The organism is Paraburkholderia sp. A1RI_3L (genome assembly GCF_048957895.1).
Taxonomy (GTDB): Bacteria; Pseudomonadota; Gammaproteobacteria; order Burkholderiales; family Burkholderiaceae; genus Paraburkholderia; species Paraburkholderia kururiensis.
This window is the reverse complement of the sequence record NZ_JARCHA010000011.1, coordinates 114,920-139,680: the sequence shown is the minus strand read 5'-3', so window position 1 is coordinate 139,680 and position 24,761 is coordinate 114,920. Positions and strand designations below refer to the sequence as shown.

Genomic DNA, 24,761 nt, shown 5'->3' with positions numbered 1-24,761 from the left:
ACGCGTTGGTTTCACGTTAGTGCAATCGTTATCAGTATCTCGTTCCATACCAACATCCAAGATGGAGGCCTCAATGAAACACCGCTGGATTGCAGTGCTGCTGTGCACCGTTGCCACTGCCATGCCGTTCGCCGCGGCGACGTCCACGGCGAACGCCGCCGAACCGCCGGCCTGCACCACGGTGCGTATGGCGGACCCGGGCTGGACCGACATCGACGCGACCAACGCCGTAACGGGCGTGATCCTGAAGGCGCTCGGCTATCAGCAGAACGTCTCCAACATTTCGGTGCCCATCACGTACCAGGGCCTGAAAAAAGGGCAGATCGACGTATTCCTCGGCAACTGGATGCCGGCCCAGGGGCCGCTCGTGAAACCATTCGTGGACGAACACGCCATCGACGTACTGCATGCCAATCTCACCAACGCGAAGTTCACGCTCGCGGTGCCCGACTACGTGGCGAACGCAGGCGTGCATACCTTCGCCGACCTCGCGAAGCACGCGGACCAGTTCGACAAGCACATCTACGGCATCGAGCCCGGCGCACCCGCCAACCAGAACATCAAGAAGATGATTGCCGACAAGGCATTCGACCTGGGCAGCTGGTCCATCGTGGAATCGAGCGAAACGGGCATGCTCACGCAGGTGGAGCGCGCGGTGCGCGACCACAAGTGGATCGTGTTCCTCGCGTGGGAGCCGCATCTGATGAACACGAAGTTCCACCTGACGTATCTGGGCGGCGGCGACGCGTATTTCGGGCCGAACTACGGGGGCGCCACGGTCAATACGGTCACGCGTGCGGGCTTTGCCCGCGAGTGCACGAACCTTGCGCGCCTCTTCACGCAGCTCACGTTCAACGTCGATCTGGAGAACCACATCATCGCGAACGTGCTGCAGGACAAGGTGGACGTGAACACCGCGGCGCGCCGCGCGCTGCAGAGCAATCCTGCGCTGCTGCAGCCGTGGCTCAAGGGCGTCACCACCGTCAACGGCGCGGACGGCCTGCAAGCCGTGAATGCCTCGCTCGGACTGCATTAGGTCTCCGACGTATCGCATCCCTGAATGGAATTGAACGGAAGTTGAACAGGAATGGGCCCAGCGTGCATGCGGGCCCATTCTCGTTTTCCCCTGGTGTCGCAATCAGACCAATCGATGTCGCCTTCGGTCGCGTTGCACGAAATATGGGCTTGTACTGTGCCTTCATCGTCGCGCGCGTCATGCAATGGGGATACGCGGCGGCGACCGTGCTTTGACGCGGCACGTGCGATCCGGGCGAAGACGACCCGCGTATTGATGTCCGTGTAGCCGAAGCCCTCCATCCGTCCAGACCGACAAGAGAAGCCAACGATGAAAAGACTGAACGCCGCACTTTCAGGGGTCGCGCTTGCGCTCGCAGGCATGCCGGCCGTGAGCCACGCACAGAGCAGCGTGACGCTGTACGGCATCCTCGATGCCGGCATTACGTGGGTGAACAACACGGGCGGCTCGCACGTCGTGAAGTTCGACGACGGCATTTCGTACGGCAACCGCTGGGGCTTGAAAGGCACCGAGGACCTGGGCGGTGGCCTGTCCGCCGTCTTCGTGCTGGAAAACGGCTTCCACCTGGGCAACGGGCAGACCGGTTTCGGCGGTGCGGAATTCGGGCGCCAGGCGTACGTGGGTCTCTCTAACAAGTGGGGCACGCTCTCGTTCGGTAATCAGCTCGACATGACCGAGGAGATGGTCTACCTCAACAACGTGTCGGCGTGGGCCTCCGGCTACGCGATCCACCAGGGCGACTTCGACCGCTTCAACGGCGACCGTCTGCCGAATTCGGTGAAGTTCCTCTCGAACGAGTTCGCGGGCTTCATGTTCGGCGGCATGTATTCGTTCGGCAACGTGGCGGGCAATTTCCATCAGGACAGCGCATGGAGCGTGGGCGCGCACTACGCGAACGGGCCGTTCACGCTGGGCGCCGCGTATACGCAGCTCAACAATCCGCACGGCATCTACGCGTTCGACCCGTACGCGATGATCGGCACGAGCACCTTCCTCGGCCGTCCGACCATCAGCGTGGATCCGGCAACGGGCGCGATCACGGACCTCTATTCGAGCAACTCCTTCCCCGTGGATCGCCAGGGCACGTTCGGCATCGGGTCGAGCTATGCCATCGGCAACGTCACGCTGATGGGCAATTTCACGTACACGCAGATCAAGGCATTCGGCAACACCTCGCACATGCAGGTGGCCGAAGGCGGTGCGAGCTGGCAGGTCACGCCGGCGTTCAGTGCGATTGGCGGCTACCAGTACACGCACTTCGAAGGGCACCACTGGAACCAGCTGTCCGCAGGGCTCCACTATCTGCTTTCGAAGCGCACGGACGTGTACATCTCCGGCGACTGGCTCAAGGCATCGAGCGGCGTGAATGCGGTGATCGGCTACAGCTTCACGCCTTCCACCACCACGACGCAGGCGGACGTGCGCATCGGCATGCGGCATTCGTTCTGAGCGTGCTTCGTGGCTTGAAGCGCATTCGCCTTTGAGCGAACGGGTCCGGTCCGCGGCGTCATGCAGCCTCATGTCGCATAGCGCTACGTAGCTCTACATAGCGCTGCACCGCGCGGACCGGACCGCAATTCACGCTTCGCGCTGGAACGCGACCGTCCGCTTCGGGCGTTCGTCCACCGCGAGCGAAAACACGTCGGGCCGCGCGTAGTGGCCCACCACGTCGAAGTCGTAACGCGCGCGCACCAGCTCGTCAGTGTCGATTTCGGCGGTGACGAGTCCCGTCTCGCCGCGCAGCGGTCCCGCGAGCACATCGCCCAACGGGCCGACGATCACGCTGCCGCCGTTGATGAGCGGCCGGTCCGGGTCACAGCCCGGCACCTCGATGCCGAGCGCCGCGGGCGAAGGCTGCACCTGGCAGGCGCTCACCACGAAGCAGCGGCCCTCGTGCGCGATGTGGCGCATCGAGCTCTGCCAGACATCGCGTTCGTCCACCGTCGGCGCACACCATACCTGCACGCCCTTCGCGTACATCGCGGTGCGCAGCAGCGGCATGTGGTTCTCCCAGCAAATTGCCGCGGCCGCCGTGCCCGCGGCTGTTTCGACTACGGGCAGCGTGGAGCCGTCGCCTTGCGCCCAGATCAGGCGCTCCGTTCCCGTGGGCATCAGCTTGCGATGCTTTGCCACGAGCCCTGCGCCTGAATTGAAGAAGAGCGCCGTGCAATAGAGCGAACTACCCGCGCGCTCGATCACGCCGATCACGAGGGTGGCCTCGCAGCGCGTGGCGAGTTCGGCGAGCGCGTCGGTCTCCGGTCCCGGCACGTCGATCGCGTTGTCGTAGTAGCGCGCGAACGCCTCGCGGCCTTCGGGCAGGCGGTAGCCGAGCCGCGTGCCGAAGATCTCGCCCTTCGGATATCCGCCCAGTAGGGCTTCCGGCATAATCACCAGCTTCGCGCCCGCGGCGCGGATGCGTTCTTCGAACGAGAGAATGTGCTGCAACGTGTCGGCCTTTCCGCGCGGGGACGCGCCTATCTGCAATGCGGCAACAACGGATCGGGGCATGACGGACTCCTCTCGGGAACAATGAAGGCCCTCATCATGGCGCGGCCGCTGCATCCGCAACACGCGCACTCCAACTTTCAGCTATGAACCGCGGTGATATCTCCGGCGTCGATCTGAATCTGCTCACGATCTTCGAGGCGCTGTTCGAGGAAGGCGGCGCAAGCCGCGCGGCGATCCGGCTCGACATGACGCAGTCCGCCGTGAGCGCGGCGTTGGGGCGGCTGCGCACCTTGTACGCGGACCGGCTCTTCGTGCCGACGGGGCGCGGCCTGTCACCCACGGCACGGGCGCGCGAGTTGAAGCCGGTGATCAGCGAGGCGCTGGACCGCTGCCGCCAGAGCCTCGCCATGGCCTCGCCGGATACGGCCGCATTTCATGGCCGCGCGGTATCGATCGGCCTTTCCGACGACTTCGAACTCGCCCTTGGCCGGCCCATCATGGAACGCGTGGCACGCGAGGCGCCGGGCCTGCGCGTGATCTTCCGGCAGACCCATAGCCAGATTGTGAGCGAGGCGCTCGCGCGGCAAGACGTGGATCTCGCGATTGCTGCCGGCGGTTTCGGCGCGCGCCTCGGCCACGAGGTGGTCGGGCAGGGCGGCTATGCGTGTCTGCTGGACGGCGATGCGGTGCCCGATGTCGGCTACGCGCTCACGCTGGAACAGTATGTGTCGCTGGGGCACCTGCTGATTTCGTCGGGCGGCGTGGTGGGCATCGTGGACGAAGCGCTCGCGGCGCTCGGGCTGAAGCGCACGGTGCTCGCTTCGACCACGCATTTCGCCGCGCTGCCGTGGCTACTCAAAGGCTCGCGCGCCGTCGCGACGATTCCCGCACACGCCGCCGACGCGATTGCGCGCGTGACGGGCCTGCGGCGCCTGCCGTGCCCCGTGGATCTGCCGGCTTATCCCGTCGAACTGGGCTGGCGCAGCAGCGCGCTGCGCGACGCGGCGGTAGTGAAGGTGAAGGCCGCGATCGAGGCGTGCTTTGCGGCGTGCTTCACAGCGCGCGTGCCTCAGTGATGCGTCAGTAATGCGTCAGTAATGCGTCAGTAATGCGTCAGTAATGCGTCAGTAACACGCGTCAGTAACACGCGGCTTCGCGTCGGCTGTCACGCGTACCACGTCCCGTATCAATTCCATCACATCTCATCACGCCGCCCCGACCGCTTCCTCATCCTCTCTCGGGCTCCGACGCGCCCCGTCGTGCGGTCGCCGGTCGCGTCGCGGGCTCGCACCGAACCTCGCGCGGTAGGTGCGTGAGAAGTGCGACGGCGATTCGAAGCCGCACGCCACGCACACGGACGTAATCGACATATCGGTCTGCTGCAGCAATTCGCGCGCGCGGTTGAGCCTCAACTGAAGGTAGAAGTGCGTGGGCGTGTCCTGCAGCGCGGAGCAGAACAGCCGCTCCAGCTGCCGGCGCGTCACGCCCACTTCGCTCGCGAGGTCGTCGGGCGAGAGCGGGTCTTCCATGTGCTGTTCCATCGCGCCGATCACCTGAATCAGCTTGCGGTTGTGCACGCCGTAGCGCGCCGCGATTTCGAGCCGCTGATGGTCCGAGCGCTGGCGAATGCGCGAGAGCACGAACTGCTCGGACACCTGCGCCGCAAGGTCCGCACCGTGGCGGCGGCCGATCAGGTCCAGCATCATGTCGATGGAGGCCGTGCCGCCCGCACACGTGATGCGCCGCTCGCCGATCTCGAAGAGTTCCTGGCTCGCGTCGAGCGCCGGGTAGCGCTCGCGGAATGCCGACAGCGCCTCCCAATGCACCGTGAGGCGATCGGTCTTGCGAAAGAGGCCGGCCTCGGCCAGCACGAAGCCGCCCGTATCGATGCCGCCCAGCGTCGCGCCCGCCCGATCGAGCCGCGCGAGCCAGTCGCCCAACGCGCGCGTGTAGCAGGCAAGCGGCTCGAAGCCGGCCACGACGAAGAGCGTGCCGACGTTGCCCACGTCGGCGTCGCCGCATGCGACCTCTGCATTCAGCGTGATGCCGTTGCTCGCCGCGACGGGCGCGCCGTCCACGCTCAGGATGTGCCAGCGGTACAGCTCGCCGCGAAAGCGGTTGGCGACGCGCAGCGGCTCCACGGCGGACATGAAGCCGATAGCCGAAAAGCCCGGCAGCAGCAGGAACGAGATGTCTTCAGGCATTGCTCGATCAGACGAAACGGACGACGGCGCCGCCGGCTTGCGGCGAGCGTAGCAAGCCTCATGGACACCGACAAGGCGCCAATATTCAGGCGGCCAGGTGCGGCCGGGAGCGCCTGCGGACAACGCGTAGCGCCCGCGTCGGCAAGCGCCGTGGTGCCGCTGCTGCTGGTGCCATTGCCGCAGCCAGTTCCGCGCTGCGGTCCCCGAGCCCGCCTCTGCTGGTTTTCCCTCATGGTCGCAGCGGGGCAAGAACGGGTCGCAGCCGGTCGCTTTGGGACCAATATGGACTTGTACTTTTACGTCACGCGAAGAGCGTCACGCAATCAGGACGTACCCACCGTTTCAGCCTCGACTCATAAACCGGATACACCAAAGAAGGGGACCGCCATGAAGTCAAGCCTCCACGCCCTTGCCGCGACCGTGGCCACCGCCGCTGCGCTGGCCATCACGTCCGCGCAGCCCGCGCTGGCGCAAGACCCGCCCAGTTGCCGCGCCGTGCATTTCGCCGACATCGGCTGGACCGACATCACCTCCACCACGGCGCTTGCCTCGGCCGTGTTCGAGGGGCTCGGGTATCAGCCCACCACGACGGTTGCCTCCGTGCCCATTTCGTTCGCGGGCCTGAAGAGCAAGCAGCTCGACGTCTCGCTCGGCTACTGGTGGCCCGTGCAGGAAAAGGCGCTTGCGCCGTTCGTGGCGGCGAAGTCGATCCAGGTGCTGGAACCGCCCAACCTCTCAGGCGCGAAGGCGACGCTCGCGGTGCCGGGCTACGAGTACGAGGCGGGCCTCAAGACCTTCGCGGACATCGCGAAGCATCGCGAGCAGCTGGACGGCAAGATCTACGGCATCGAGCCCGGCAGCAGCGCGAACGCGAAGATCCAGAAGATGATCGACACCAACCAGTTCGGGCTCGCGGGCTTCAAGCTCGTGGAGTCCAGCGAGGCCGGCATGCTCGTCACCGTGCAGCGCGCCATTCGCGACCACAAGTGGGTGGTGTTCCTCGGCTGGGAGCCGCATCCCATGAACATCGAAATGAGCATGAACTATCTCGCGGGCGGCGATGACGTGTTTGGGCCGAACTATGGCGAGGCGCGTGTCTACACGCTCACGTCGCCGGACTACGTTACGCGTTGTCCGAACGCGGGCAAGCTCGTCTCGAACCTGCGCTTCACGACGCAACTGGAAAACCAGGTGATGCAGGCCGTGATGGCGAAAGAAAAGCCCGCGGATGCCGCGAAGGCGTATCTGCGCAAGAACCCGCAGGTGCTCGATGCGTGGCTCGCCGGCGTGAAGACCTACGACGGCAAGGACGGCCTGCCCGCGGTGAAGGCCTGGCTCGGGCTCTGAGCGTTGTCGCGCGGGGTAGAGCGACGCAACCCACGCAACCCCGCGCCACGCGCACGCACCATTCCATTCGCAACGACAGGACAGCACGCATGAACTACGAAGTGATCGTGACCTGCGCGGTCACGGGCGCCGGCGACACGGTCGGCAGGCATCCCGCCATTCCCGTCACGCCGAAGCAGATTGCCGAGGCCGCCATTGAGGCCGCGAAGGCTGGCGCCACGGTCGCGCATTGCCACGTGCGCGACCCGCAGACCGGCCGCGGCAGCCGCGATCCGGCGCTCTACCGCGAAGTGGTGGACCGCATCCGCTCGGCGGACACGGACGTCATCATCAACCTCACCGCGGGCATGGGCGGCGACCTCGAGATCGGGCCCGGCGAGGAGCCCATGCACTTTGGTCCCGGCACGGACCTCGTGGGCGGTCTCACACGGCTCGCGCACGTGGAGGAACTGCTGCCCGAGATCTGCACGCTCGACTGCGGCACGCTCAATTTCGGCGACGGCGACGCCATCTACGTTTCGACGCCCGCGCAACTGCGCGCGGGGGCGAAGCGCATCCAGGCGCTCGGCGTGAAGCCCGAACTCGAAATCTTCGACACGGGCCACCTGTGGTTCGCCAACCAAATGCTGAAGGAAGGGCTGCTCGATGCGCCGCCGCTCTTTCAGCTGTGCCTCGGCATTCCGTGGGGCGCGCCTGCGGACACCACCACCATGAAGGCGATGGTGGACAACCTGCCGCAAGGTGCGCAGTGGGCGGGCTTCGGCATTGGCCGCATGCAGATGCCGATGGTCGCGCAGGCCATGCTGCTGGGCGGCCACGTGCGCGTGGGGCTCGAAGACAACCTCTGGCTCGACCGCGGCGTGCATGCGAGCAACGGCTCGCTCGTGCAGCGGGCGCGCGAGATCGTCGAGCGGCTGGGTGGCCGCGTGCTCACGCCGGCCGAAGGCCGCGCGAAGCTCGGCCTGCCCGCGCGCGGCGAGCGGCTGCTCGAACGGCGGCCGGTGGCGGCGTTCGTCTGAACACGCAGCAAAGCAGCAATCAAAGGACTCTCGAAGGACTATCAAAGGACAAGGCGCAATGGCAGTGATCGAGGACATCAAGACTTTTGCGGCGATCGGCGCCGGGGTGATCGGCAGCGGCTGGGTGGCGCGCGCGCTCGCGAACGGGCTCGACGTCGTAGCCTGGGACCCGGGTGCAGGCGCCGAACAGCAGTTGCGCGACAACGTCGCGAACGCATGGCCGGCGCTGGAACGCGTGGGGCTGAAGCCGGGCGCGTCGCCCGAGCGGCTGCGCTTCGTGAGCACCGTGCAAGCGTGCGTGGCCGAAGCGGACTTCATTCAGGAAAGCGCGCCCGAGCGCGAGGACCTCAAGCTCTCGCTGCACGCCCAGGTGAGCCGCGCCGCGAAACCGGAGGCGATCATCGCGTCGTCGACTTCGGGTCTGTTGCCCACGGACTTCTATGCGAGCGCCTTGCATCCCGAGCGCTGCGTGGTGGGACATCCGTTCAATCCGGTCTACCTGCTGCCGCTCGTCGAGGTGCTGGGCGGCGAGCGCACCGCGCCCGACGCCGTGGAGGCCGCGATGGCCATCTATCGTGGCCTCGGCATGCGGCCGCTGCGGGTGCGCAAGGAGGTGCCGGGCTTCATCGCGGACCGGCTGCTCGAGGCGCTCTGGCGCGAGGCGCTGCACCTCGTCAACGAGGGCGTGGCGACGACGGGCGAGATCGACGACGCCATTCGCTTCGGCGCGGGCATCCGCTGGTCGTTCATGGGCACGTTTCTGACCTACACGCTCGCGGGCGGCGACGCCGGCATGCGACACTTCATGCAGCAGTTCGGCCCCGCGCTCGAATTGCCGTGGACGAAGCTCGTGGCCCCGAAGCTCACCGACGAACTGATCGACCGCGTGGTGGCAGGCACCGCGGAACAGGTCGGGCCACGGTCGATCAAGGCGCTCGAACGCTATCGCGACGAGTGCATCACGAACGTGCTGGCGGCGGTGGGCGAGGCGAAGGCGAAACACGGGCTGCGCTTCGAAGAGTGAAGCGCAGCGACGCTGCAACGACAAGTGGAGGAGCGATGGAGAAGGTTGTGCAACGCGTGGCGTATCGCGATACCGTGCGCGCGGAGTGGGTGGACTACAACGGCCATCTGCGCGACGCGTTTTACATGCTGATTTTCAGCTTCGCCACCGACGCGCTGCTCGACGCGATTGGCCTTGACGACGCCGCGCGCAAGGCGCGGCATCGCTCGGTGTACACGCTCGAAGCGCATATCCACTACCTGCACGAGATCAAGGAAGGCACGCCGGTGCGCGTCGAGATGCGCGTGCTCGCGCACGACGCGAAGCGGCTGCATCTCTACCTGGAATTGTTCGCTCATGGCCACGACGAGCCCGTGGCGGTGGGCGAGCAGATGCTGCTGCATGTCGATACGACAGGGCCGCGTTCGGCGCCGTTCGATGCAGACGTGCTCGACCGCGTGCGGGAACTCGCGGCGATGGAGGCGGGCGTGCCGCGGCCCGCGTATGTGGGCCGCGTAATCGGGCTACCCGAGAAGCGGGGCGCCTGAGCGCCTCGCGAGCCCGGCTTGATGACGCGCAGCGGGTGAGACGATGCTGGAGCCAGAGATTGCGGCTTTCGCTGAACGCACGCTGGCGTTCTATCCCGACGGCGCCGCACGGCTTCCTGTGCAGCAACAGCGCGCGCTCTACGACCGTTATGCGGCGGCGTTCGCCCCTGCGTTGCCGCCGAACGTGGCGGTCGATCACGCGGTCTGGCGAGGCGAGGCGGGGCATGCGATCGCGCTGCGGCGGTATCGGGCACTCGATACGCGGCGGCTGCGCAGCGTCGTGCTGTTCTTTCACGGCGGCGGTTTCGTGCTCGGCTCGCTGGACAGCCACGCGGCGATCACGGCACGGCTTGCTGCCGACACGGGGCTCGACGTCGTCGCCGTGGATTACCGGCTCGCACCGGAACATCGCGCGCCGGCCGCACATGACGATTGCCTCGATGTGACGCGCGCGGCGCTCGCCGCACGCCTGCCGTTTCCCGATCTTGCCGGACCCGTGCTGCTCGCGGGCGACAGCGCGGGCGGCACGCTGGCCGCAGGCGTCGCGCTGAAGCTGCGCGACGAGCGGCTGGCCGGAACCATGCGGACTCGAGAGCGGTTGCACGGCGTGGCGCTCGTCTATCCGATGCTGGCCCGTGAGCCGCAGCCGCCGGCGCGCGACACCGAAGCGCACGCGCCGCTGCTGAGTCTCGCCGACGTTCGCGTGTTCGCTCGCCATTACTGGGCCGATGCGCCAGCGCCTGCGTGGACCGTGCCGCTCGACGCGGCGTGTTTCGACGGTTTGCCACCCCTGCTCGCGATTGCCGTGCAGCACGATCCGCTGCGCGACGATGCAGGTGTGTTTGCGCAGCGTATCGAGGCGGCGGGCGGACGCAGCCGCCTCGTCGTGCTGGACGGTCTCGTGCACGGCTGCTGGCGCGCGCTGGCCACGAGCCCTGGCGTTCGGCGTCTGCACCGGGAGGTGTGCGCTTTCCTCGTTGAATCCGTGGTTGCCGCTCGCCATTCGGCGCGCGGCGGATGAGTTTCGAACCGCTTCCCGACCCCCACTTCCCCACGCAGAGCGCCTGCTTTTCACCCCGCTGCGCAGCGCTCCATCCGGCAACCCTTGCCATACCTGCGTTTGAAACCCATTACCTGTAGCCCGCTCGCCTCGCACGCGTAGGAAAACGCTGACAGCACGGTGGACGTGACTACGCCATCTTCAGGCGCCGCTGATTTCGCTCGCCTTAGCGCTGAACAATACTTCCGTCATAAGAAATTCACGTTTGCCGGGGATACGAGCCGGCCCCAAGGTAGGTGTTACGACGGGGCCAGGCTACCAGGAGACGCTCATGAGCCGCACCGCCCAGGACCTGATCGAACTGCTTCGCCTCGCCGAAGGTGGCGCAGGCGCCCTGACGCAGCATCTGCTGCGCGAACTGGCGCGAAGCCTCATTGCGTCGGGTGTGGCGAGCGTCCATGCGGACCGCTGCATCGCTCTCCCGGCAACTGTTTGAAGCAACACGGCGGCTGAGGCTGAGCTGCCGGCTGAACTGCTGGTTGCAGTCGCTGCCTGAGTTGCCGCTTAGTTGCCGCTTAGTTGCTGCTTAGTTGCTGCCTGAGTCGCTGCTTAGTCGCCGGTTTAGCGGCATAGGCAGTGCGAATCGAAGTCAGGACCGAAGTTTCAACCCACGTTTCAACCCACGTTTCAATCCGGACCCACCTCACCAGGAATGGCCATGAAGAGCTGCGACGCGCTGGAATCGATCCGCGAAATCAATCTGTCTTATCTGATGCTCGCCCAGCGCCTGCTGCGCGAAGACCGGCCGGCGGGCATGTTCCGCCTCGGCCTTTCGGAGCCGCTCGCCGACCTGCTCTCGGGCCTGTCGCTCGCGCAGACGGTGAAGCTCGCGGCCTGCGACCAGCTGTTGTGCTTCTTCCGTTTCAACGACCACGCGATGCTTGGCGCACTGATGTCGCAGGACAAGACCGCCGGCTTTGCGCAAACCCATACGGCTGTCCTGTTGTCGGGCCGGCCGGCCGAACAGTTCGCCTGATCGGCGCGCCCTTCGCGTTGCCTGTTTTACGTCGTTCATTTCACGTTGCTCGTTTCACGCCACTCACCGAACCCAGGAAGCACCATGCCCACGAGAAGCCTGACGGAAGACGCCCAGGAAGTCCTGCGCGCCATTGCATTGATCGAGCTGGGCGCGCGCATGCAGGTGCTCGAAAGCGAACTCGCGCTGCCGCGCGACCGCCTCGTCAGGCTGTATCGGGAAGTGAAGGGCGAGTCGCCGCCGAAAGGGATGCTGCCGTCGTCGGCGGACTGGTACATGACATGGATGGCGAACATCCACGCCTCGCTCTTCTACAACACCTACGTGTTTCTCAAGAACGAGGCGAAGTGCTCGCATCTGGATGCGCTCACGAAGGGGTACCGGCTCTATCGCGAGCACTGCACGCATGCCGGGCTCGAACCGCAGCTCGACCTTACACGCGCCTGGACGCTCGTGCGCTTCTTCAATGGCGGCCTTCTGGAAATGACGCAGTGTTCGCGCTGCAGCGGCAAATTCATCGGCCACAAATACGAGCTGCGGCGCAACAAAGCCTGTGCGATCTGCCAGCCGCCGTCGCGGGCGGGCAAGCCCGCGAAGCCGGCTCGCGACGAGGGGCAGGCCATGCCGCTGCCGATGGGCGCAGCGGCCCGTGAGGTGGCTGCGCCGCTGGCGGCGTAGATGCCGGAGGGCTTGGGCCAGCCTTGAGCGCATTGGGCGCCTTGGAAGGCCGGTTCGGCGGTGGCCCGCACCGCGCGTCCTGCGCCGTGTTCGAGCGTTGGCTGGCCGGTGGGCTACCGGCGCGGCCGACTATTCGAGTGCCTCGCTGCGACTGTTCTTGCCGCCACTACTCGGCCGTGGCGAGGCTGCCGAATACCTCGGCGGCGATCATCACCGATGCATTCAGCGGAGCCGGCCGCTCGGCCGGCTTGAAAACGGCGTCGCCGCGGCGGATCTTGCGGCGCGTGACTGCGCATGTCCCCGAGGTGTGTGCCGAGCGGCGGCGCCAGCGCTGTTCGCCGTAGTGACATCGGCCGGGTTCCACCCAGCGGATCACCAGCGTCGTGTCGGACTGTTCGAGAATTTCGATCCGTTCGCCGTTCGCGCCGTCAAGAGCAAGCAGGGACAATCTGGTCTTCATTGTCGGCTCCAGGAAGAGGTGTGCCGAATGTAGACCTGCGGCGCAGCAAGTGCCATTGTGTCGCGGTTGAAACACCATTCCGCGAGACGCAACAATGCGCGGAGGTATCGCGCGAAGGCCGAACGAATGGGGTTCCGCGGGCGTCGGCTGCGATATCTAACATTTTTGCAACGCAGTGTTGTCCTACGCGCGACGACCTGGACCCAATCTTTGCGGTGTCTTGCGCTCGGTTGCGGCTGTCCGCCCGCGTCGGATGCCTCATGGCGGGGCACGGTGCGCCTTGTCTTAAGATTGAGGCTTTTGCCGGTCGGGCAGCCCGCGCGTGTGCAGGCGCCGCTCTGCCGCCCGGTGCCCGAGGTTACATGAACCCGCATTCGCCTGCTCCCAAACTCACCACCCAGCAACAGACCCAGCGCGCCGCGGCCGCTGTCCTCTATACGGCGCTGGTGCTCCTCGCGCTGTGGATGGTCCGCGAGTTCATTCCCGCCGTGGCCTGGGCGGGTGTCATCGCCATCGCTTTGTGGCCGGCCTTTCGCGGCATTGAAAGCCGCCGCTGGTTCAAGGGACGCACGACGCTGATCGCGGCGCTGCTGACGCTCGCCGTCGGCCTGCTCGTGCTTTTGCCGGTGGCGTTGGGCATTGCGCAGGCGGCCGGCGAGGCGCATAGCCTGATCGGCTGGGTTCGCAGCGTGCAGGAAACGGGCGTGCCGGTACCGGATTTCGTGACGCACCTGCCGTTCGGCGCCCGCCAGCTGACCGACTGGTGGCAGGTCAATCTCGCCCAGCCGCTCGGCGCGTCGCCCGCCATGAAGGACCTGCACGGCAACGCCGTGGTGGCGTTCGGCCAGCGCTTCGGGCTGCGTGCAGCCCACGCGCTGTTGCATTTCGTCTTTACGCTGCTGACCGTGTTCGTGATCTTCCAGGCGGGGCCGCGCCTCTCGGGCACGCTCCTGCGCGGCGCCGAACGCGCTTTCGGCCAGCGCGGCGTCGAACTCGCGCAACGCATGGGCGCCGCGGTGCGCGGGACGGTGAGCGGGCTCGTGGTCGTCGGACTGGGCGAAGGCGTGCTGCTCGGCGCCGGCTACGCGATGGCCGGGGTGCCGCACGCGGCGCTGCTCGGCGCCGTAACGGCGGTCGCCGCGATGCTCCCGTTCTGCGCGCCCATCGTGTTCTGCGGCGTGGCGCTGTGGCTCGCCCTCGTGCCTGGTGCGACGGTGGCCGCGTTCGCGCTTGCCGCCGCCGGTTTCGTCATCACCTTCGTGGCCGACCATTTCGTGCGGCCCGTCCTGATCGGCAACTCCTCGCGCCTGCCGTTCCTGCTGGTGCTGTTCGGCATTCTGGGCGGGGCGGGGACGTTCGGGCTGCTGGGTATCTTCATCGGGCCGGCGCTCATGACCATCCTCATGGTGCTGTGGGACGAGTGGCTGCAGCCGGGCAGCGGCGAGACGGCGGTGAGGCGGTGAGGCTCGGGTAGGGCGGGTAGGGCTGGTATAGCGGTAGGGCGGGCAGGGCGGGCAGGGCGGCCGGGATTTCGGCACTGGCCGCCTGCGCGCCTCACCCTCGCCGGGCTGCTGTGCCGCTGTACCCGCTGCGCCGCTGCGCCACTGTGCCGCTGCGCCGCTGCGCCGCGATATGGCCGGCGTCTTCAGCGCACGCAGTCGAGCGTATAGGTGAGCGCCGCCGGCAGCAGATCGCGCCATACGTTCCAGGTATGCCCGCCATCGACGATCCTCAGGGCCGCCGGATTGTTCGCGAGCCGCAGCCGCGTGTACAACTGCGACGCCTCAGCCTGGATCACGAGATCGCCGTCGCCTGAGGCGATGAACATCGGCACGCGCCACGGCTTCGCCATATAGGCCTGCCACAGCGCCGGGTAGTTGAGCGCGTGCCAGATGTGCGGGTCGAACTGCCGGTCGCCGAACACGCCGACATAGCGCGCGGCCGACGAGAGCGGCGGCTCGTTCGAATAGACCGCGGGAGACAGCAGCAGCGCGCCGCAGAAGCGCTCAGGCTGCTCCAGGGTATAGCGCAGCGCGCCGAAGCCGCCCATCGACACCCCGCCGATGGCGCGCCCGTTGCGCTGGTTCGACACCGCGTAGCGCCGCTCGATCTCGGGCAGCAGGTCGTCGAAGAACGCGCTTTCGATTTTTTCCTTGCGGTCCACGTACCAGTCCGTGCCGCCCTGCGGCATCACGATCACCACCGGCACAATGGCGTGGCGCTCGATCAGCGCGTCCGCCGTGGCCTGCAGCCGGCCCTGGGTGACCCAGTCCGTCGCGTTGCCGTTGTTCCCATGCAGCAGATAGAGCACGGGATAGTGGCCCGCGTCGTTGCGGTACCCCGTCGGCAGATAGACGACGTACGACCAGTCGCGTGCCAGCGCGGGCGAGTAGAAGGTCGCGGTCGATACTGTGCTGGCCTGCGCGGACGTAGCCTGCATGGCCGCAGCGGCGCCCAGTGAAAGCACAACAGACAGCAGAACGGACCGAAAGACAGGACGGAGAAGTCGGTGCATCGAAGGCAAGGGCAAGAAAAGCCGCGCAGGGCTCGCGCTGTGTGGGCCTCCATGCTAGCAGGCGGCCGCGGGCAGGCCGTCGCGTAACCAGCCTGCGGCGTTCGCTATTCCGGCGACGGCGCCGGATGATTCGCGTCAGCCGTCGCTATGCCGTCGTCTTCACCCGCACCGTGAGCACACGCGTGATCGGCTCCGAACTCTTCGCGACGAGAAGCAGCGTGCCGATGGCGATGGCATCGGCGGCAAGGCCCAGCGGGTAGTTGAGGTAGCCCTCCGTGAGCTTGAAGAGCAGCGAGTCGACCACGAGCGAAATCGCCGTGCCGCACACGAAGCACAGCAGGCCCTTGCGCCCCACGAGGCCGATCCACGGTAACGCCCGCGCCACCTTCCTGACCCAGCCGGCTTCGACAAGCCCTGCCGCGAGCCAGGCAATCGCGATGAAGTTGCCGAGGCGGAACCACGCCAGGTTCTGCTTGAAGCTGCCGTCGGGCGGGGCGGTCTCCACGCCGAGCCGGTACCAGGCGGCAACCACGAATGCCACGCCTGCGGCCACGGTGACGAGCCAGCCCAGACGATGCGCGCTCACGCGCTGATAGATGGGCTGGCACTTCGCGAGTACGCCCAGCACGAAGAGCAGTTGCCAGGCGAGCGGATTGAAGTCCCATTGGACGTCTTCGGCGTGAGGCAGCCAGTCCGCCGCGTAAGGCGCTGCGGCCCACAGCACGATGCTGCCCACGAGCAGCACCACCGGCCGGCGCCGGGCGAGCGGCAGCATCGCGGGAACGGCGAGCGCGAACAGCGCGTACATGGGCAGCACGCCCGCGAGGTAGGGTTGACGGCGCATCAGCAGGATGTCGGCCAGTGCGGAGAGCGGCGTGGCGGCGAGTTCCTCGATGTCGGCGGTGGTTACGTTGGGCGCGTCGATGCCGCGCATCAGCATCACGGCCGAGACCACCAGCATGAGCGCGGCTGTGACGAGAAACGCGCGATAGATCTCGAACGCGCGGCGCAGGAAACGCTGGCGCGCCGCGGACTCGGTGTGGCGCGCCACAAGCGCGCCATAGGCCACGGCCGTCGCGTAGCCGCCGAGAAACACGAACACTTCGGCGGCATCGCACAGGGCATAGGCGTGCAGCGTGAACCGCGAAAGGATGCTGCCGCCGATATGGTCGACGACGATCACGAGCAGCACGAGCCCGCGGAAAAAATCCAGTTCGACAAGGCGCGAAGACGCGGAAGCTTGCATGGGCATTCAGGGCAACAGCGACGTGCGCGACGCAGACAGCCGGACGTCACGCGAGAGAAAGCGGAAGCGATGCCGGCGAAAGGGGATGCAAGAACGCGGTTCGACGGCACGGCGACGGACGGCGCCATCCGCATGGGACGGCCCCGAAGATTAGGGATGACCCTGGTGTGCGCGCAGAGTTCCGTAAAAGATGAGAGGAATGGCCGTCTTGATGTTACGAATGGTTGAGGTTGCCCGGCATCCCGCCGAACTGCGCCCGACATGCGGCCGAACCGCGGTCGAAATGCGCCCGAACCGCGGCCGAAACAGGGCAGACAGTCAATCTGCCGGATTGATGCACCGGGCGTGGGCATTTAGCAACGATTTCGTCACGGGCAGCGCCCCCTAATAGACGAGCCCAATTCGGCGTGCAACGATCATTTCCGCTATCTCGCCCGGTTTGACGGCCGCTTCAAGACGGCCCGGCGGGCGACATAAAGACAACAAGTTTCTGAAAGCAGTACGTCAGAACCAATAGCAAAAGGGAACGGAGATATCCATGAAAAAACAGGTCATCGCGCTTGCCGTATCCACTGCCTTCGCCGCGTTCGCGGCGCCCGCATTTGCCCAGAGCAGCGTGACGCTGTACGGGGTGATCGACGAAGGCTTCAATTACACGAGCAACTCGGGCGGCCACTCGGCATATCAGCTCGAGAGCGGCTATGCCCAGGGCAGCCGATGGGGCCTGAAGGGCGCGGAAGATCTGGGCGGTGGCCTCAAGGCGATCTTCACACTGGAAAACGGGTTTGACGTGAACTCGGGCCGTCTCGGCCAGGGGGGCCGGATGTTCGGGCGCCAGGCCTTCGTCGGCCTGACCTCCAGCCAGTACGGCACGGTCACGCTGGGCCGCCAGTACGACTCGCTGGTCGATTACCTTGCGCAGACCACGGCAAACGGCAACTGGGGCGGCTACCTGCTCTCGCACCCGTACGACAACGACAACACGGACAACTCGTTCCGCGTCAACAACACCGTCAAGTACGCGAGCCCGGACATCTCAGGCTTCCAGTTCGGCGGCACGTACAGCTTCAGCAACTCGACGAACTTCGCGAACAATCGCCAGTACAGCCTGGGGGCTCAGTACGCGAACGGCGGCCTGCTCGTTGCGGCCGCCTACCTGCAGGCCAACAATCCGGGCACGACGTCGGGCGGCGCGATTGCCGGCCCCGGCGACGACGAGAACTTCGACTCGAAGCGCCTGCGCATCTTCGGCGGTGGCGTCAACTACACGTTCGGGCCCGCGACGGTCGGCTTCGCGTACACGAACACCAACGTGACGCAACCGGTCAGTTCGGCCTACGTCGGCTCGATTGCGTTGCCGTCGGGCGAGAACCCGTCGTCGCTCAAGTACCAGAACTTCGAAGTGAACGGCAAGTACCAGCTGACGCCGTCGTTCTTCGTGGGCGCGCAGTACGTCTACACGCTGTCGAAGTTCGATGCCTCGACGGGCAACCCCGAGCCCAAGTACCACACGTTCGGCCTGATGGCGGACTACAACCTGTCGAAGCGCACCGACGTCTATCTGCAGGGCGCCTACCAGAAGGTGGCTGGCGACCGGACCGGCACGATCCTCGACGACGCCTATATTCCGGGTTCGGCCGGCGTGTCGTCGTCGCAGCATCAGTTCGCGTTCCGCGCGGCGATCCGCCACAAGTTCTAAATCCAAAGGGTGCTGTTCCGGCGCGCGGTAGGCGCGCCGCGCCCCTGTTCGTACCTGGCCCGTTGTTCGCCGGCTTGCCTTGCAGGCCGTGCGGCAGCGGTTTTTTCGTTTCCCGCGGGGGAAGCAATTCCGCCGTCGGCATATGTCGTTTGAAACGCCTCTCCCGAACGACGCTCCAGCCTCAAGTTGCGCCACCCTTTGCCGTTATGTCGCGTTATAGGGCGCGCCTTTTCCCACGAGGCCGAGCCGTGCCGAAAGCGCATTCAGCTTGATCAGGGTCGATAAACATTTGTATCAGAGTGTTTGAAACGCCCCGTCGACTGTCATGTGCATTTTACAATGTTGCGTAACTTTGGGGTCATATCAGGCCATTTTGTGCAATTTTGACAGCAGAAGCGCCGCATTTCTTGCATAGCGAGACAGCGGGTGCGGGCGCCGCGTCCAGAAGGCGTGGCAACTGCGGACATTTCGAGCAGGAGTCAAGCGAGAGATGGCGAGAAGTCGTTTCAACAGTTTCTACAGGACGAGAGCGGGCCTGGCCGGCGTATGGGTAGCGGTCGTGCTGGCAGGGTGCGCGGCGAATCCCGAGCAGCCCACCGTGGTGCCGGATCCGGTGGCATCGGGCACGGGTGCAACACCCGGTGCGACGACGTCGGATGCTGCCGCGGACGCAGACCAGGGGGCGGCCGCTGCGGGGGCGACAACCGTTGTGACGAAGACGGTTTTCTACAAGGTGCGTCGCGGTGACACCTTGCAGCGTGTTGCGCAGAGCCATGGATGTCCCGTGAAAGACCTCGCAGCGTGGAACCGGCTGAAGCCGTCCAGCCGCATCAAGCCTGGCCAGACGCTGCGTATCGTGTCGCGCCAGACCGTGCCGGTTCAGGCGAAGGGCGGCGTGGATACGCACGGTGTTGCTTCAGCGATTTCGCGTCACGCCTCGGCCGTGTCGCTCGCGTGGCCTGCACAGGGGCAGGTGGTGGAGTCGTTCCAGCCCGGCGAGAACCGGGGCATCGAGATCGGCGGCAAGGAAGGCGATCCCGTGCGTGCTGCCGCCGACGGCAAGGTGATGTTCGCGGGCACCGGTCTCAACGAATACGGCAGTCTCATCATCGTCCAGCACAATAAGGACTTTCTGACGGCTTACTCCCATAGCCGCCGGCTGCTCGTGAAGACGGGCGACATCGTGCGCCAGGGCCAGCAGATCGCCGAGATGGGGGCCGACAACCGCTCACGCGCCGCCGTGCTGTTCGAAGTGCGTCGAGACGGCAAGCCGGTGGACCCGATGGCGTATTTGCGCAGTCAGAACGGGTGAGCGTGGTGGCGAGCGCCGGAAGTTCGCCGCCGGCGCGAAGGTTACGCACCTATACCGTATCTCCCGGCACCCGCACCCAACCCTCCATCAGCACGCGGGCGCTGCGGCTCATCACCGCCTTGGTGACCTTCCACTCGCCGTCGATCTGCGTTGCTTCCGCTCCAACGCGCAAGGTGCCGGACGGGTGACCGAAGCGCACCGCCTCGCGCGGGCCGCCGCCCGCCGCCAGATTCACGAGCGTGCCAGGAATCGCAGCTGCCGTGCCGATAGCCACGGCAGCCGTACCCATCATCGCGTGGTGCAGTTTGCCCATCGAGAGCGCCCGCACCAGCAGATCGACGTCGCCTGCCGCGACGCGTTTGCCGCTCGACGCCACGTAGTCCGCCGGCTTCGCCACGAACGCCACTTTCGGCGTGTGCTGACGCGTGGCGATCTCGTCCAGTTGCTTGATGAGACCCATGCGCAGCGCGCCGTGCGCGCGGATCGTCTCGAACATTGCGAGGGCCTTCGGGTCGCCGTTGATGGCGTCCTGCAACTCGGTGCCCGTGTAGCCGATCGCCTCGGCATTGACGAAGATGGTCGGAATGCCGGCATTGATCATGGTCGCCTTGAGCGTGCCGACGCCCGGCACCTCGAGGTCGTCCACGAGGTGGCCGGTGGGGAACATCGCGCCGCCTGCGCCTTCTTCCTCGGCAGCCGGGTCCATGAATTCGAGCTGGACCTCGGCCGCGGGGAACGTCACGCCGTCCAGTTCGAAGTCGCCGGTCTCCTGCACGGCGCGCGCCGTGATGGGCACGTGCGCGACGATGGTCTTGCCGATGTTGGCTTGCCAGATGCGCACGACCGCCACGCCGTCATGCGGAATGCGGCTCGAATCGACGAGTCCGTTCGCAATCGCGAACGGACCCACGGCGGCCGAAAGATTGCCGCAGTTGCCGCTCCAGTCGACGAACGCGCGGTCGATGGCAACCTGGCCGAACAGGTAATCCACGTCGTGATCGGGCCGACTGCTCTTCGCCACGATCACGGTTTTGCTGGTGCTCGACGTCGCGCCGCCCATGCCGTCGATCTGCTTGCCGTACGGGTCGGGGCTGCCGATCACGCGCAACAGCAGCGCGTCGCGTGCCGCGCCCGGCACGCGTGCGGCTTCGGGCAGGTCTTCGAGGCGAAAGAACACGCCTTTGCTGGTGCCGCCGCGCATGTACGTGGCGGGAATGCGGATCTGGGGCAGGTGAGCCATGGTGATGTCGTTTCCCTTTTTTCCGTCTCGTTCAGACCGCCGCTTTCGACTGCGCGAGGAAGTCTTGCGCAAAGCGTTGCAGTACACCGCCCGCATCGTAGATCGACACTTCCTCGGCCGTATCGAGCCGGCAGGTAACGGGCACTTCGACGCGTTCGCCATTGCGGCGATGAATGACGAGCGTGAGATCCGCGCGCGGCTTGCGCTCGCCGATCACGTCGAACGTTTCGGTGCCGTCGATGCCGAGCGTTTGTCGGTTCACGCCGGCCTTGAACTCGAGCGGCAGCACGCCCATGCCGATCAGGTTGGTGCGGTGAATACGCTCGAAGCCCTCGGCCACGATCGCTTCCACGCCCGCGAGGCGCACGCCTTTCGCCGCCCAGTCGCGCGACGAGCCCTGGCCGTAGTCCGCGCCCGCCACGATGATGAGCGGCTGCCGGCGCTCCATGTAGGTCTCGATGGCTTCCCACATCCGCACGACCTTGCCTTCCGGCTCGATGCGCGCGAGCGATCCCTTTTTCACACTGCCGTCCACCACGGCCATTTCGTTGACGAGCGTGGGGTTCGCAAACGTCGCGCGCTGCGCTGTGAGGTGGTCGCCGCGATGCGTCGCGTACGAATTGAAGTCCTCTTCGGGCAGGCCCATTTTCGTGAGGTATTCGCCCGCGGCGCTGTTGGCGAGAATCGCGTTCGAAGGCGACAGGTGGTCTGTCGTGATGTTGTCGCCGAGCACGGCGAGCGGCCGCAGCCCTTGCAGCGTGCGCACGCCGGCAAGCGCGCCTTCCCAGTACGGCGGCCGGCGGATGTACGTGCTTTGCGGACGCCAGTCGTAGAGCGGGCTGATCGGCTCGGCGCTTGCGGCGGTAGCGGCGAACATGGGTTCGTAGACGCGGCGGAACTGCTCGGGCTTCACGCTCTGCGCGACGATCGCATCGATCTCCTCGTCGGACGGCCAGATGTCCTTGAGATAGACCGGCTCGCCCTGCGGACCGGTGCCGAGCACGTCGCGCTCGATGTCGAAGCGGATCGTGCCCGCAATCGCGTAGGCCACCACGAGCGGAGGCGAGGCGAGGAATGCCTGCTTCGCGTACGGATGAATGCGGCCGTCGAAGTTGCGGTTGCCGGAGAGCACCGCGGTGGCGTAGAGGTCGCGCTCCACGATCTCTTTCTGGATGACGGGATCGAGCGCGCCCGACATGCCGTTGCACGTCGTGCATGCGAACGCCACGATGCCGAAGCCCAGTTTTTCGAGGTCCGGCAGGAGCCCGGCGTCTTCCAGATAAAGCTCGACCGCCTTCGATCCCGGCGCGAGCGAACTCTTGACCCACGGCTTGCGCGTGAGCCCGCGAGCGTTCGCGTTACGCGCGAGCAGCGCAGCGGCAATCACGTTGCGCGGATTGCTGGTGTTCGTGCAGCTGGTGATCGCGGCGATGATCACGGCGCCATCGGGCATCTGGCCCGGCACGTCTTCCCATTTGCCCGCGATGCCGCGCTCGGCGAGCGCCGACGTGGGCAGGCGCCGGTGCGGGTTCGACGGCCCCGCCATGTTGCGCACCACGCTCGAAAGATCGAACTTCAGCACGCGCTCGTATTGCGCGTGGGCAAGCGAATCGGCCCAGAGACCCGCAGCTTTCGCGTAGGTCTCGACGAGCTGCACCTGCGCGTCGTCGCGGCCCGTCAAGCGCAGATAGTCGATGGTTTGGCTGTCGATGAAGAACATCGCCGCCGTGGCGCCGTATTCGGGTGCCATGTTGGAGATGGTCGCGCGGTCGCCGAGCGTGAGCGTCGAGGCGCCTTCGCCGCGGAACTCTAGATACGCGCCCACCACCTTTTCCTTGCGCAGGAATTCGGTGAGCGCGAGCACGATGTCAGTAGCCGTGATGCCGGGTTGCCGACGGCCTGTCAGCTCGACGCCGACGATGTCGGGCAGCCGCATCCACGACGCGCGGCCCAGCATCACGTTCTCGGCCTCCAGCCCGCCCACGCCGATGGCGATCACACCCAGCGCATCGACGTGCGGCGTGTGGCTGTCGGTGCCCACGCAGGTATCGGGGTAGGCCACGCCGTCGCTCACCTGGACTACCGGCGACATCTTCTCCAGATTGATCTGATGCATGATCCCGTTGCCCGGCGGAATCACGTCGACGTTGCGGAAGGCCCGTTTCGTCCAGTTGATGAAGTCGAAGCGGTCTTCGTTGCGGCGATCTTCGATTGCGCGGTTTTTCGCGAACGCGTCAGGGTCGAAGCCCGCGCATTCCACGGCCAGCGAGTGATCGACGATCAACTGCACCGGTACGACCGGATTCACCTGAGCCGGGTCGCCGCCCTGCGAGGCGATGGCATCGCGCAGGCCCGCCAGATCGACGAGTGCGGTCTGACCCAGAATGTCGTGACAGACCACGCGCGCCGGGAACCACGGAAAGTCGCGATCGCGGCGGCGCTCGATCAACTGTTTCAGCGATTCAGTGAGCGTGGCGGGGTCGCAGCGGCGCACGAGGTTTTCGGCGAGCACACGCGAGGTATAGGGCAGCGTGTCCCACGCGCCGGGCTGGATCGCCTCGACGGCGGCGCGCGCATCGAAGTAGTCCAGCCGGGTGCCGGGCAGGGGTTTGCGATAAGCGGTATTCATGGCATTGCGGGGGCGGAAATGATCGTCATGATCGGGGGCAGGGGCGCGGCGGGTCAATCGGCTGATCGGACGAGGTGCGGCGGAACCCACCTCGTCGCACAATCGCCCAGGCGAGCGGCGTGGTAACGGAGTACGTTAGACCGCCGCTCGCAAGGCGTCTCAGCGTTTCTCGATGGGCACGAACTTGAGGTTCTCCGGTCCCGTGTAATTCGCGCTCGGGCGGATGATCTTGTTGTCGATGCGCTGCTCGATGATGTGGGCGCTCCAGCCCGAGGTGCGCGAGATCACGAAGAGCGGCGTGAACATGGCCGTGGGCACGCCCATCATGTGATACGAGACCGCGCTGAACCAGTCGAGGTTGGGGAACATCTTCTTGGCGTCCCACATCACGCTTTCGAGCCGCTCGGCGATGTTAAAGAGCTTCATGTCGCCGGCTTCCTTCGAGAGCTTTTTCGCGACGTCCTTGATGACCTTGTTGCGCGGGTCCGAGATCGTGTAGACCGGGTGACCGAAGCCGATCACCACTTCGCGGTTCGCCACGCGCTGGCGGATGTCGGCTTCGGCCTCGTCGGGCGTCTGGTAGCGCGACTGGATTTCGTAGGCGACCTCGTTGGCGCCGCCGTGCTTCGGCCCGCGCAGCGCACCGATGGCACCCGTGATGGCCGAGTACAGGTCCGAGCCCGTGCCCGCGATCACGCGGCCCGTGAACGTGGAGGCGTTGAACTCGTGCTCGGCATAGAGGTTGAGCGAGACGTGCATCGCGTCGACCCACGACTTGCGCGGCGCGGTGCCGTGCAGCAGGTGCAGGAAGTGGCCGCCGATGGAGTCGTCGTCGGTTTCCACCTCGATGCGCCGGCCGTTGTGCGAATAGTGGTACCAGTACAGCAGCATGGAGCCGAGCGAGGCCATCAGGCGGTCGGCGATGTCGCGCGCGCCGGGCACGTTGTGGTCGTCCTTCTCGGGCAGCACGGTGCCGAGCACGGAGACGCCGGTGCGCATGACGTCCATCGGGTGCGCCGAGGCCGGGATCCACTCGAGCGCGGCCTTCAGGTTGGCGGGCAGGCCGCGCAGGGCCTTGAGCTTCGTCTTATAGGCGGCCAGTTCGGCGGCGTTGGGCAGCTTGCCGTGCACGAGCAGGTGAGCGACTTCCTCGAATTCGCAGGCGCCGGCGATGTCGAGGATGTCGTAGCCGCGGTAGTGCAGGTCGTTGCCGGTGCGGCCCACGGTGCACAGGGCGGTGTTGCCGGCGGTCACGCCCGAAAGTGCGACGGATTTCTTGGGCTTGAAGCCGCTGGCGGTTGCGGTGGTGTTGTCTGCTTCGCTCATGGTGTCGTCCTCAGT

At 66.1% G+C, this 24,761-nt stretch carries 22 protein-coding genes; 14 read left to right on the top strand and 8 right to left on the bottom strand.

Annotation, left to right across the window (positions count from 1 at the left end):
• The first annotated feature begins 73 nt into the window (after window positions 1-73).
• Window positions 74-1,036 (top strand): choline ABC transporter substrate-binding protein, encoded by a 963-nt coding sequence (locus PXJ20_RS25705; protein ID WP_421032425.1) that lies wholly within the window; start codon window positions 74-76, stop codon window positions 1,034-1,036.
• A 309-nt stretch (window positions 1,037-1,345) separates the two neighbouring features.
• Window positions 1,346-2,485, top strand: a complete 1,140-nt coding sequence (locus tag PXJ20_RS25700; RefSeq protein WP_017775993.1) for a porin — start codon at window positions 1,346-1,348, stop codon at window positions 2,483-2,485.
• A 129-nt stretch (window positions 2,486-2,614) separates the two neighbouring features.
• Here the strand turns inward: PXJ20_RS25700 and PXJ20_RS25695 are convergent, their stop codons facing one another.
• A complete protein-coding gene (locus tag PXJ20_RS25695) occupies window positions 2,615-3,544 on the bottom strand; it encodes a carbon-nitrogen hydrolase family protein (RefSeq protein ID WP_421032424.1) in 930 nt (309 codons plus the stop codon).
• 83 nt (window positions 3,545-3,627) lie between these two features.
• Between PXJ20_RS25695 and PXJ20_RS25690 the strand changes: the two genes are divergently transcribed.
• A complete protein-coding gene (locus PXJ20_RS25690; protein WP_421032423.1) occupies window positions 3,628-4,560 on the top strand; it encodes a LysR family transcriptional regulator in 933 nt (310 codons plus the stop codon).
• A gap of 129 nt (window positions 4,561-4,689) precedes the next feature.
• Here PXJ20_RS25690 and PXJ20_RS25685 read toward each other — a convergent pair whose 3' ends face one another.
• Complete coding sequence (locus tag PXJ20_RS25685) at window positions 4,690-5,688, bottom strand: GlxA family transcriptional regulator (protein ID WP_421032422.1); 999 nt, start codon at window positions 5,686-5,688, stop codon at window positions 4,690-4,692.
• 387 nt (window positions 5,689-6,075) lie between these two features.
• Here PXJ20_RS25685 and PXJ20_RS25680 point away from each other — a divergent pair, with 387 nt between their 5' ends.
• The 8 genes from PXJ20_RS25680 to flhC all read left to right on the top strand — a co-directional run bounded on the left by PXJ20_RS25680 (window position 6,076) and on the right by flhC (window position 12,319).
• The gene (locus tag PXJ20_RS25680; RefSeq protein ID WP_421032421.1) at window positions 6,076-7,035 is read left to right on the top strand and encodes a choline ABC transporter substrate-binding protein; all 960 of its coding nucleotides are present in this window, start codon (window positions 6,076-6,078) and stop codon (window positions 7,033-7,035) included.
• An 89-nt stretch (window positions 7,036-7,124) separates the two neighbouring features.
• On the top strand, window positions 7,125-8,054 hold the full coding sequence (locus tag PXJ20_RS25675) for a 3-keto-5-aminohexanoate cleavage protein (protein ID WP_421032420.1): 930 nt from the start codon (window positions 7,125-7,127) through the stop codon (window positions 8,052-8,054).
• Window positions 8,055-8,112: 58 nt separating this feature from the next.
• A complete protein-coding gene (locus PXJ20_RS25670; RefSeq protein WP_421032419.1) occupies window positions 8,113-9,078 on the top strand; it encodes an L-carnitine dehydrogenase in 966 nt (321 codons plus the stop codon).
• A 35-nt stretch (window positions 9,079-9,113) separates the two neighbouring features.
• A complete protein-coding gene (locus PXJ20_RS25665; protein WP_017776000.1) occupies window positions 9,114-9,605 on the top strand; it encodes a thioesterase family protein in 492 nt (163 codons plus the stop codon).
• 43 nt (window positions 9,606-9,648) lie between these two features.
• On the top strand, window positions 9,649-10,626 hold the full coding sequence (locus tag PXJ20_RS25660) for an alpha/beta hydrolase (RefSeq protein WP_421032418.1): 978 nt from the start codon (window positions 9,649-9,651) through the stop codon (window positions 10,624-10,626).
• 310 nt (window positions 10,627-10,936) lie between these two features.
• Window positions 10,937-11,101, top strand: coding sequence for a hypothetical protein (locus PXJ20_RS25655; RefSeq protein WP_017776002.1), 165 nt, complete (start codon window positions 10,937-10,939; stop codon window positions 11,099-11,101).
• A 222-nt stretch (window positions 11,102-11,323) separates the two neighbouring features.
• The gene (gene flhD, locus PXJ20_RS25650) at window positions 11,324-11,641 is read left to right on the top strand and encodes a flagellar transcriptional regulator FlhD (RefSeq protein ID WP_017776003.1); all 318 of its coding nucleotides are present in this window, start codon (window positions 11,324-11,326) and stop codon (window positions 11,639-11,641) included.
• Window positions 11,642-11,725: 84 nt separating this feature from the next.
• Entirely contained in the window at window positions 11,726-12,319 is a 594-nt protein-coding gene (flhC, locus tag PXJ20_RS25645; protein ID WP_199543590.1) for a flagellar transcriptional regulator FlhC, read from the top strand.
• A 166-nt stretch (window positions 12,320-12,485) separates the two neighbouring features.
• On the opposite strand, the gene PXJ20_RS25640 is transcribed toward flhC, so the two are convergent.
• A complete protein-coding gene (locus PXJ20_RS25640) occupies window positions 12,486-12,779 on the bottom strand; it encodes a DUF3331 domain-containing protein (protein WP_114812497.1) in 294 nt (97 codons plus the stop codon).
• A gap of 362 nt (window positions 12,780-13,141) precedes the next feature.
• Between PXJ20_RS25640 and PXJ20_RS25635 the strand changes: the two genes are divergently transcribed.
• The gene (locus PXJ20_RS25635; RefSeq protein ID WP_421032417.1) at window positions 13,142-14,242 is read left to right on the top strand and encodes an AI-2E family transporter; all 1,101 of its coding nucleotides are present in this window, start codon (window positions 13,142-13,144) and stop codon (window positions 14,240-14,242) included.
• Between the two features lie 182 nt (window positions 14,243-14,424).
• Here the strand turns inward: PXJ20_RS25635 and PXJ20_RS25630 are convergent, their stop codons facing one another.
• Both PXJ20_RS25630 and PXJ20_RS25625 read right to left on the bottom strand, forming a co-directional pair.
• The gene (locus PXJ20_RS25630) at window positions 14,425-15,219 is read right to left on the bottom strand and encodes an alpha/beta hydrolase (protein ID WP_421032416.1); all 795 of its coding nucleotides are present in this window, start codon (window positions 15,217-15,219) and stop codon (window positions 14,425-14,427) included.
• A gap of 220 nt (window positions 15,220-15,439) precedes the next feature.
• Window positions 15,440-16,540 (bottom strand): OpgC domain-containing protein, encoded by a 1,101-nt coding sequence (locus PXJ20_RS25625; RefSeq protein WP_421032415.1) that lies wholly within the window; start codon window positions 16,538-16,540, stop codon window positions 15,440-15,442.
• A gap of 538 nt (window positions 16,541-17,078) precedes the next feature.
• Between PXJ20_RS25625 and PXJ20_RS25620 the strand changes: the two genes are divergently transcribed.
• A complete protein-coding gene (locus PXJ20_RS25620) occupies window positions 17,079-18,239 on the top strand; it encodes a porin (protein WP_017776009.1) in 1,161 nt (386 codons plus the stop codon).
• A gap of 490 nt (window positions 18,240-18,729) precedes the next feature.
• Window positions 18,730-19,551, top strand: a complete 822-nt coding sequence (locus PXJ20_RS25615; protein WP_421032414.1) for a peptidoglycan DD-metalloendopeptidase family protein — start codon at window positions 18,730-18,732, stop codon at window positions 19,549-19,551.
• Between the two features lie 49 nt (window positions 19,552-19,600).
• Here the strand turns inward: PXJ20_RS25615 and prpF are convergent, their stop codons facing one another.
• From prpF to prpC, 3 genes are all read right to left on the bottom strand, one after another.
• Window positions 19,601-20,791, bottom strand: coding sequence for a 2-methylaconitate cis-trans isomerase PrpF (gene prpF, locus PXJ20_RS25610; protein ID WP_421032413.1), 1,191 nt, complete (start codon window positions 20,789-20,791; stop codon window positions 19,601-19,603).
• 31 nt (window positions 20,792-20,822) lie between these two features.
• Window positions 20,823-23,420 carry a Fe/S-dependent 2-methylisocitrate dehydratase AcnD gene (gene acnD, locus PXJ20_RS25605; RefSeq protein WP_421032412.1) on the bottom strand — a complete coding sequence of 866 codons (2,598 nt, stop codon included), beginning with the start codon at window positions 23,418-23,420 and terminating at the stop codon, window positions 20,823-20,825.
• Between the two features lie 159 nt (window positions 23,421-23,579).
• Window positions 23,580-24,746 carry a bifunctional 2-methylcitrate synthase/citrate synthase gene (gene prpC / locus PXJ20_RS25600; RefSeq protein WP_126877453.1) on the bottom strand — a complete coding sequence of 389 codons (1,167 nt, stop codon included), beginning with the start codon at window positions 24,744-24,746 and terminating at the stop codon, window positions 23,580-23,582.
• Window positions 24,747-24,761: the final 15 nt, after the last annotated feature.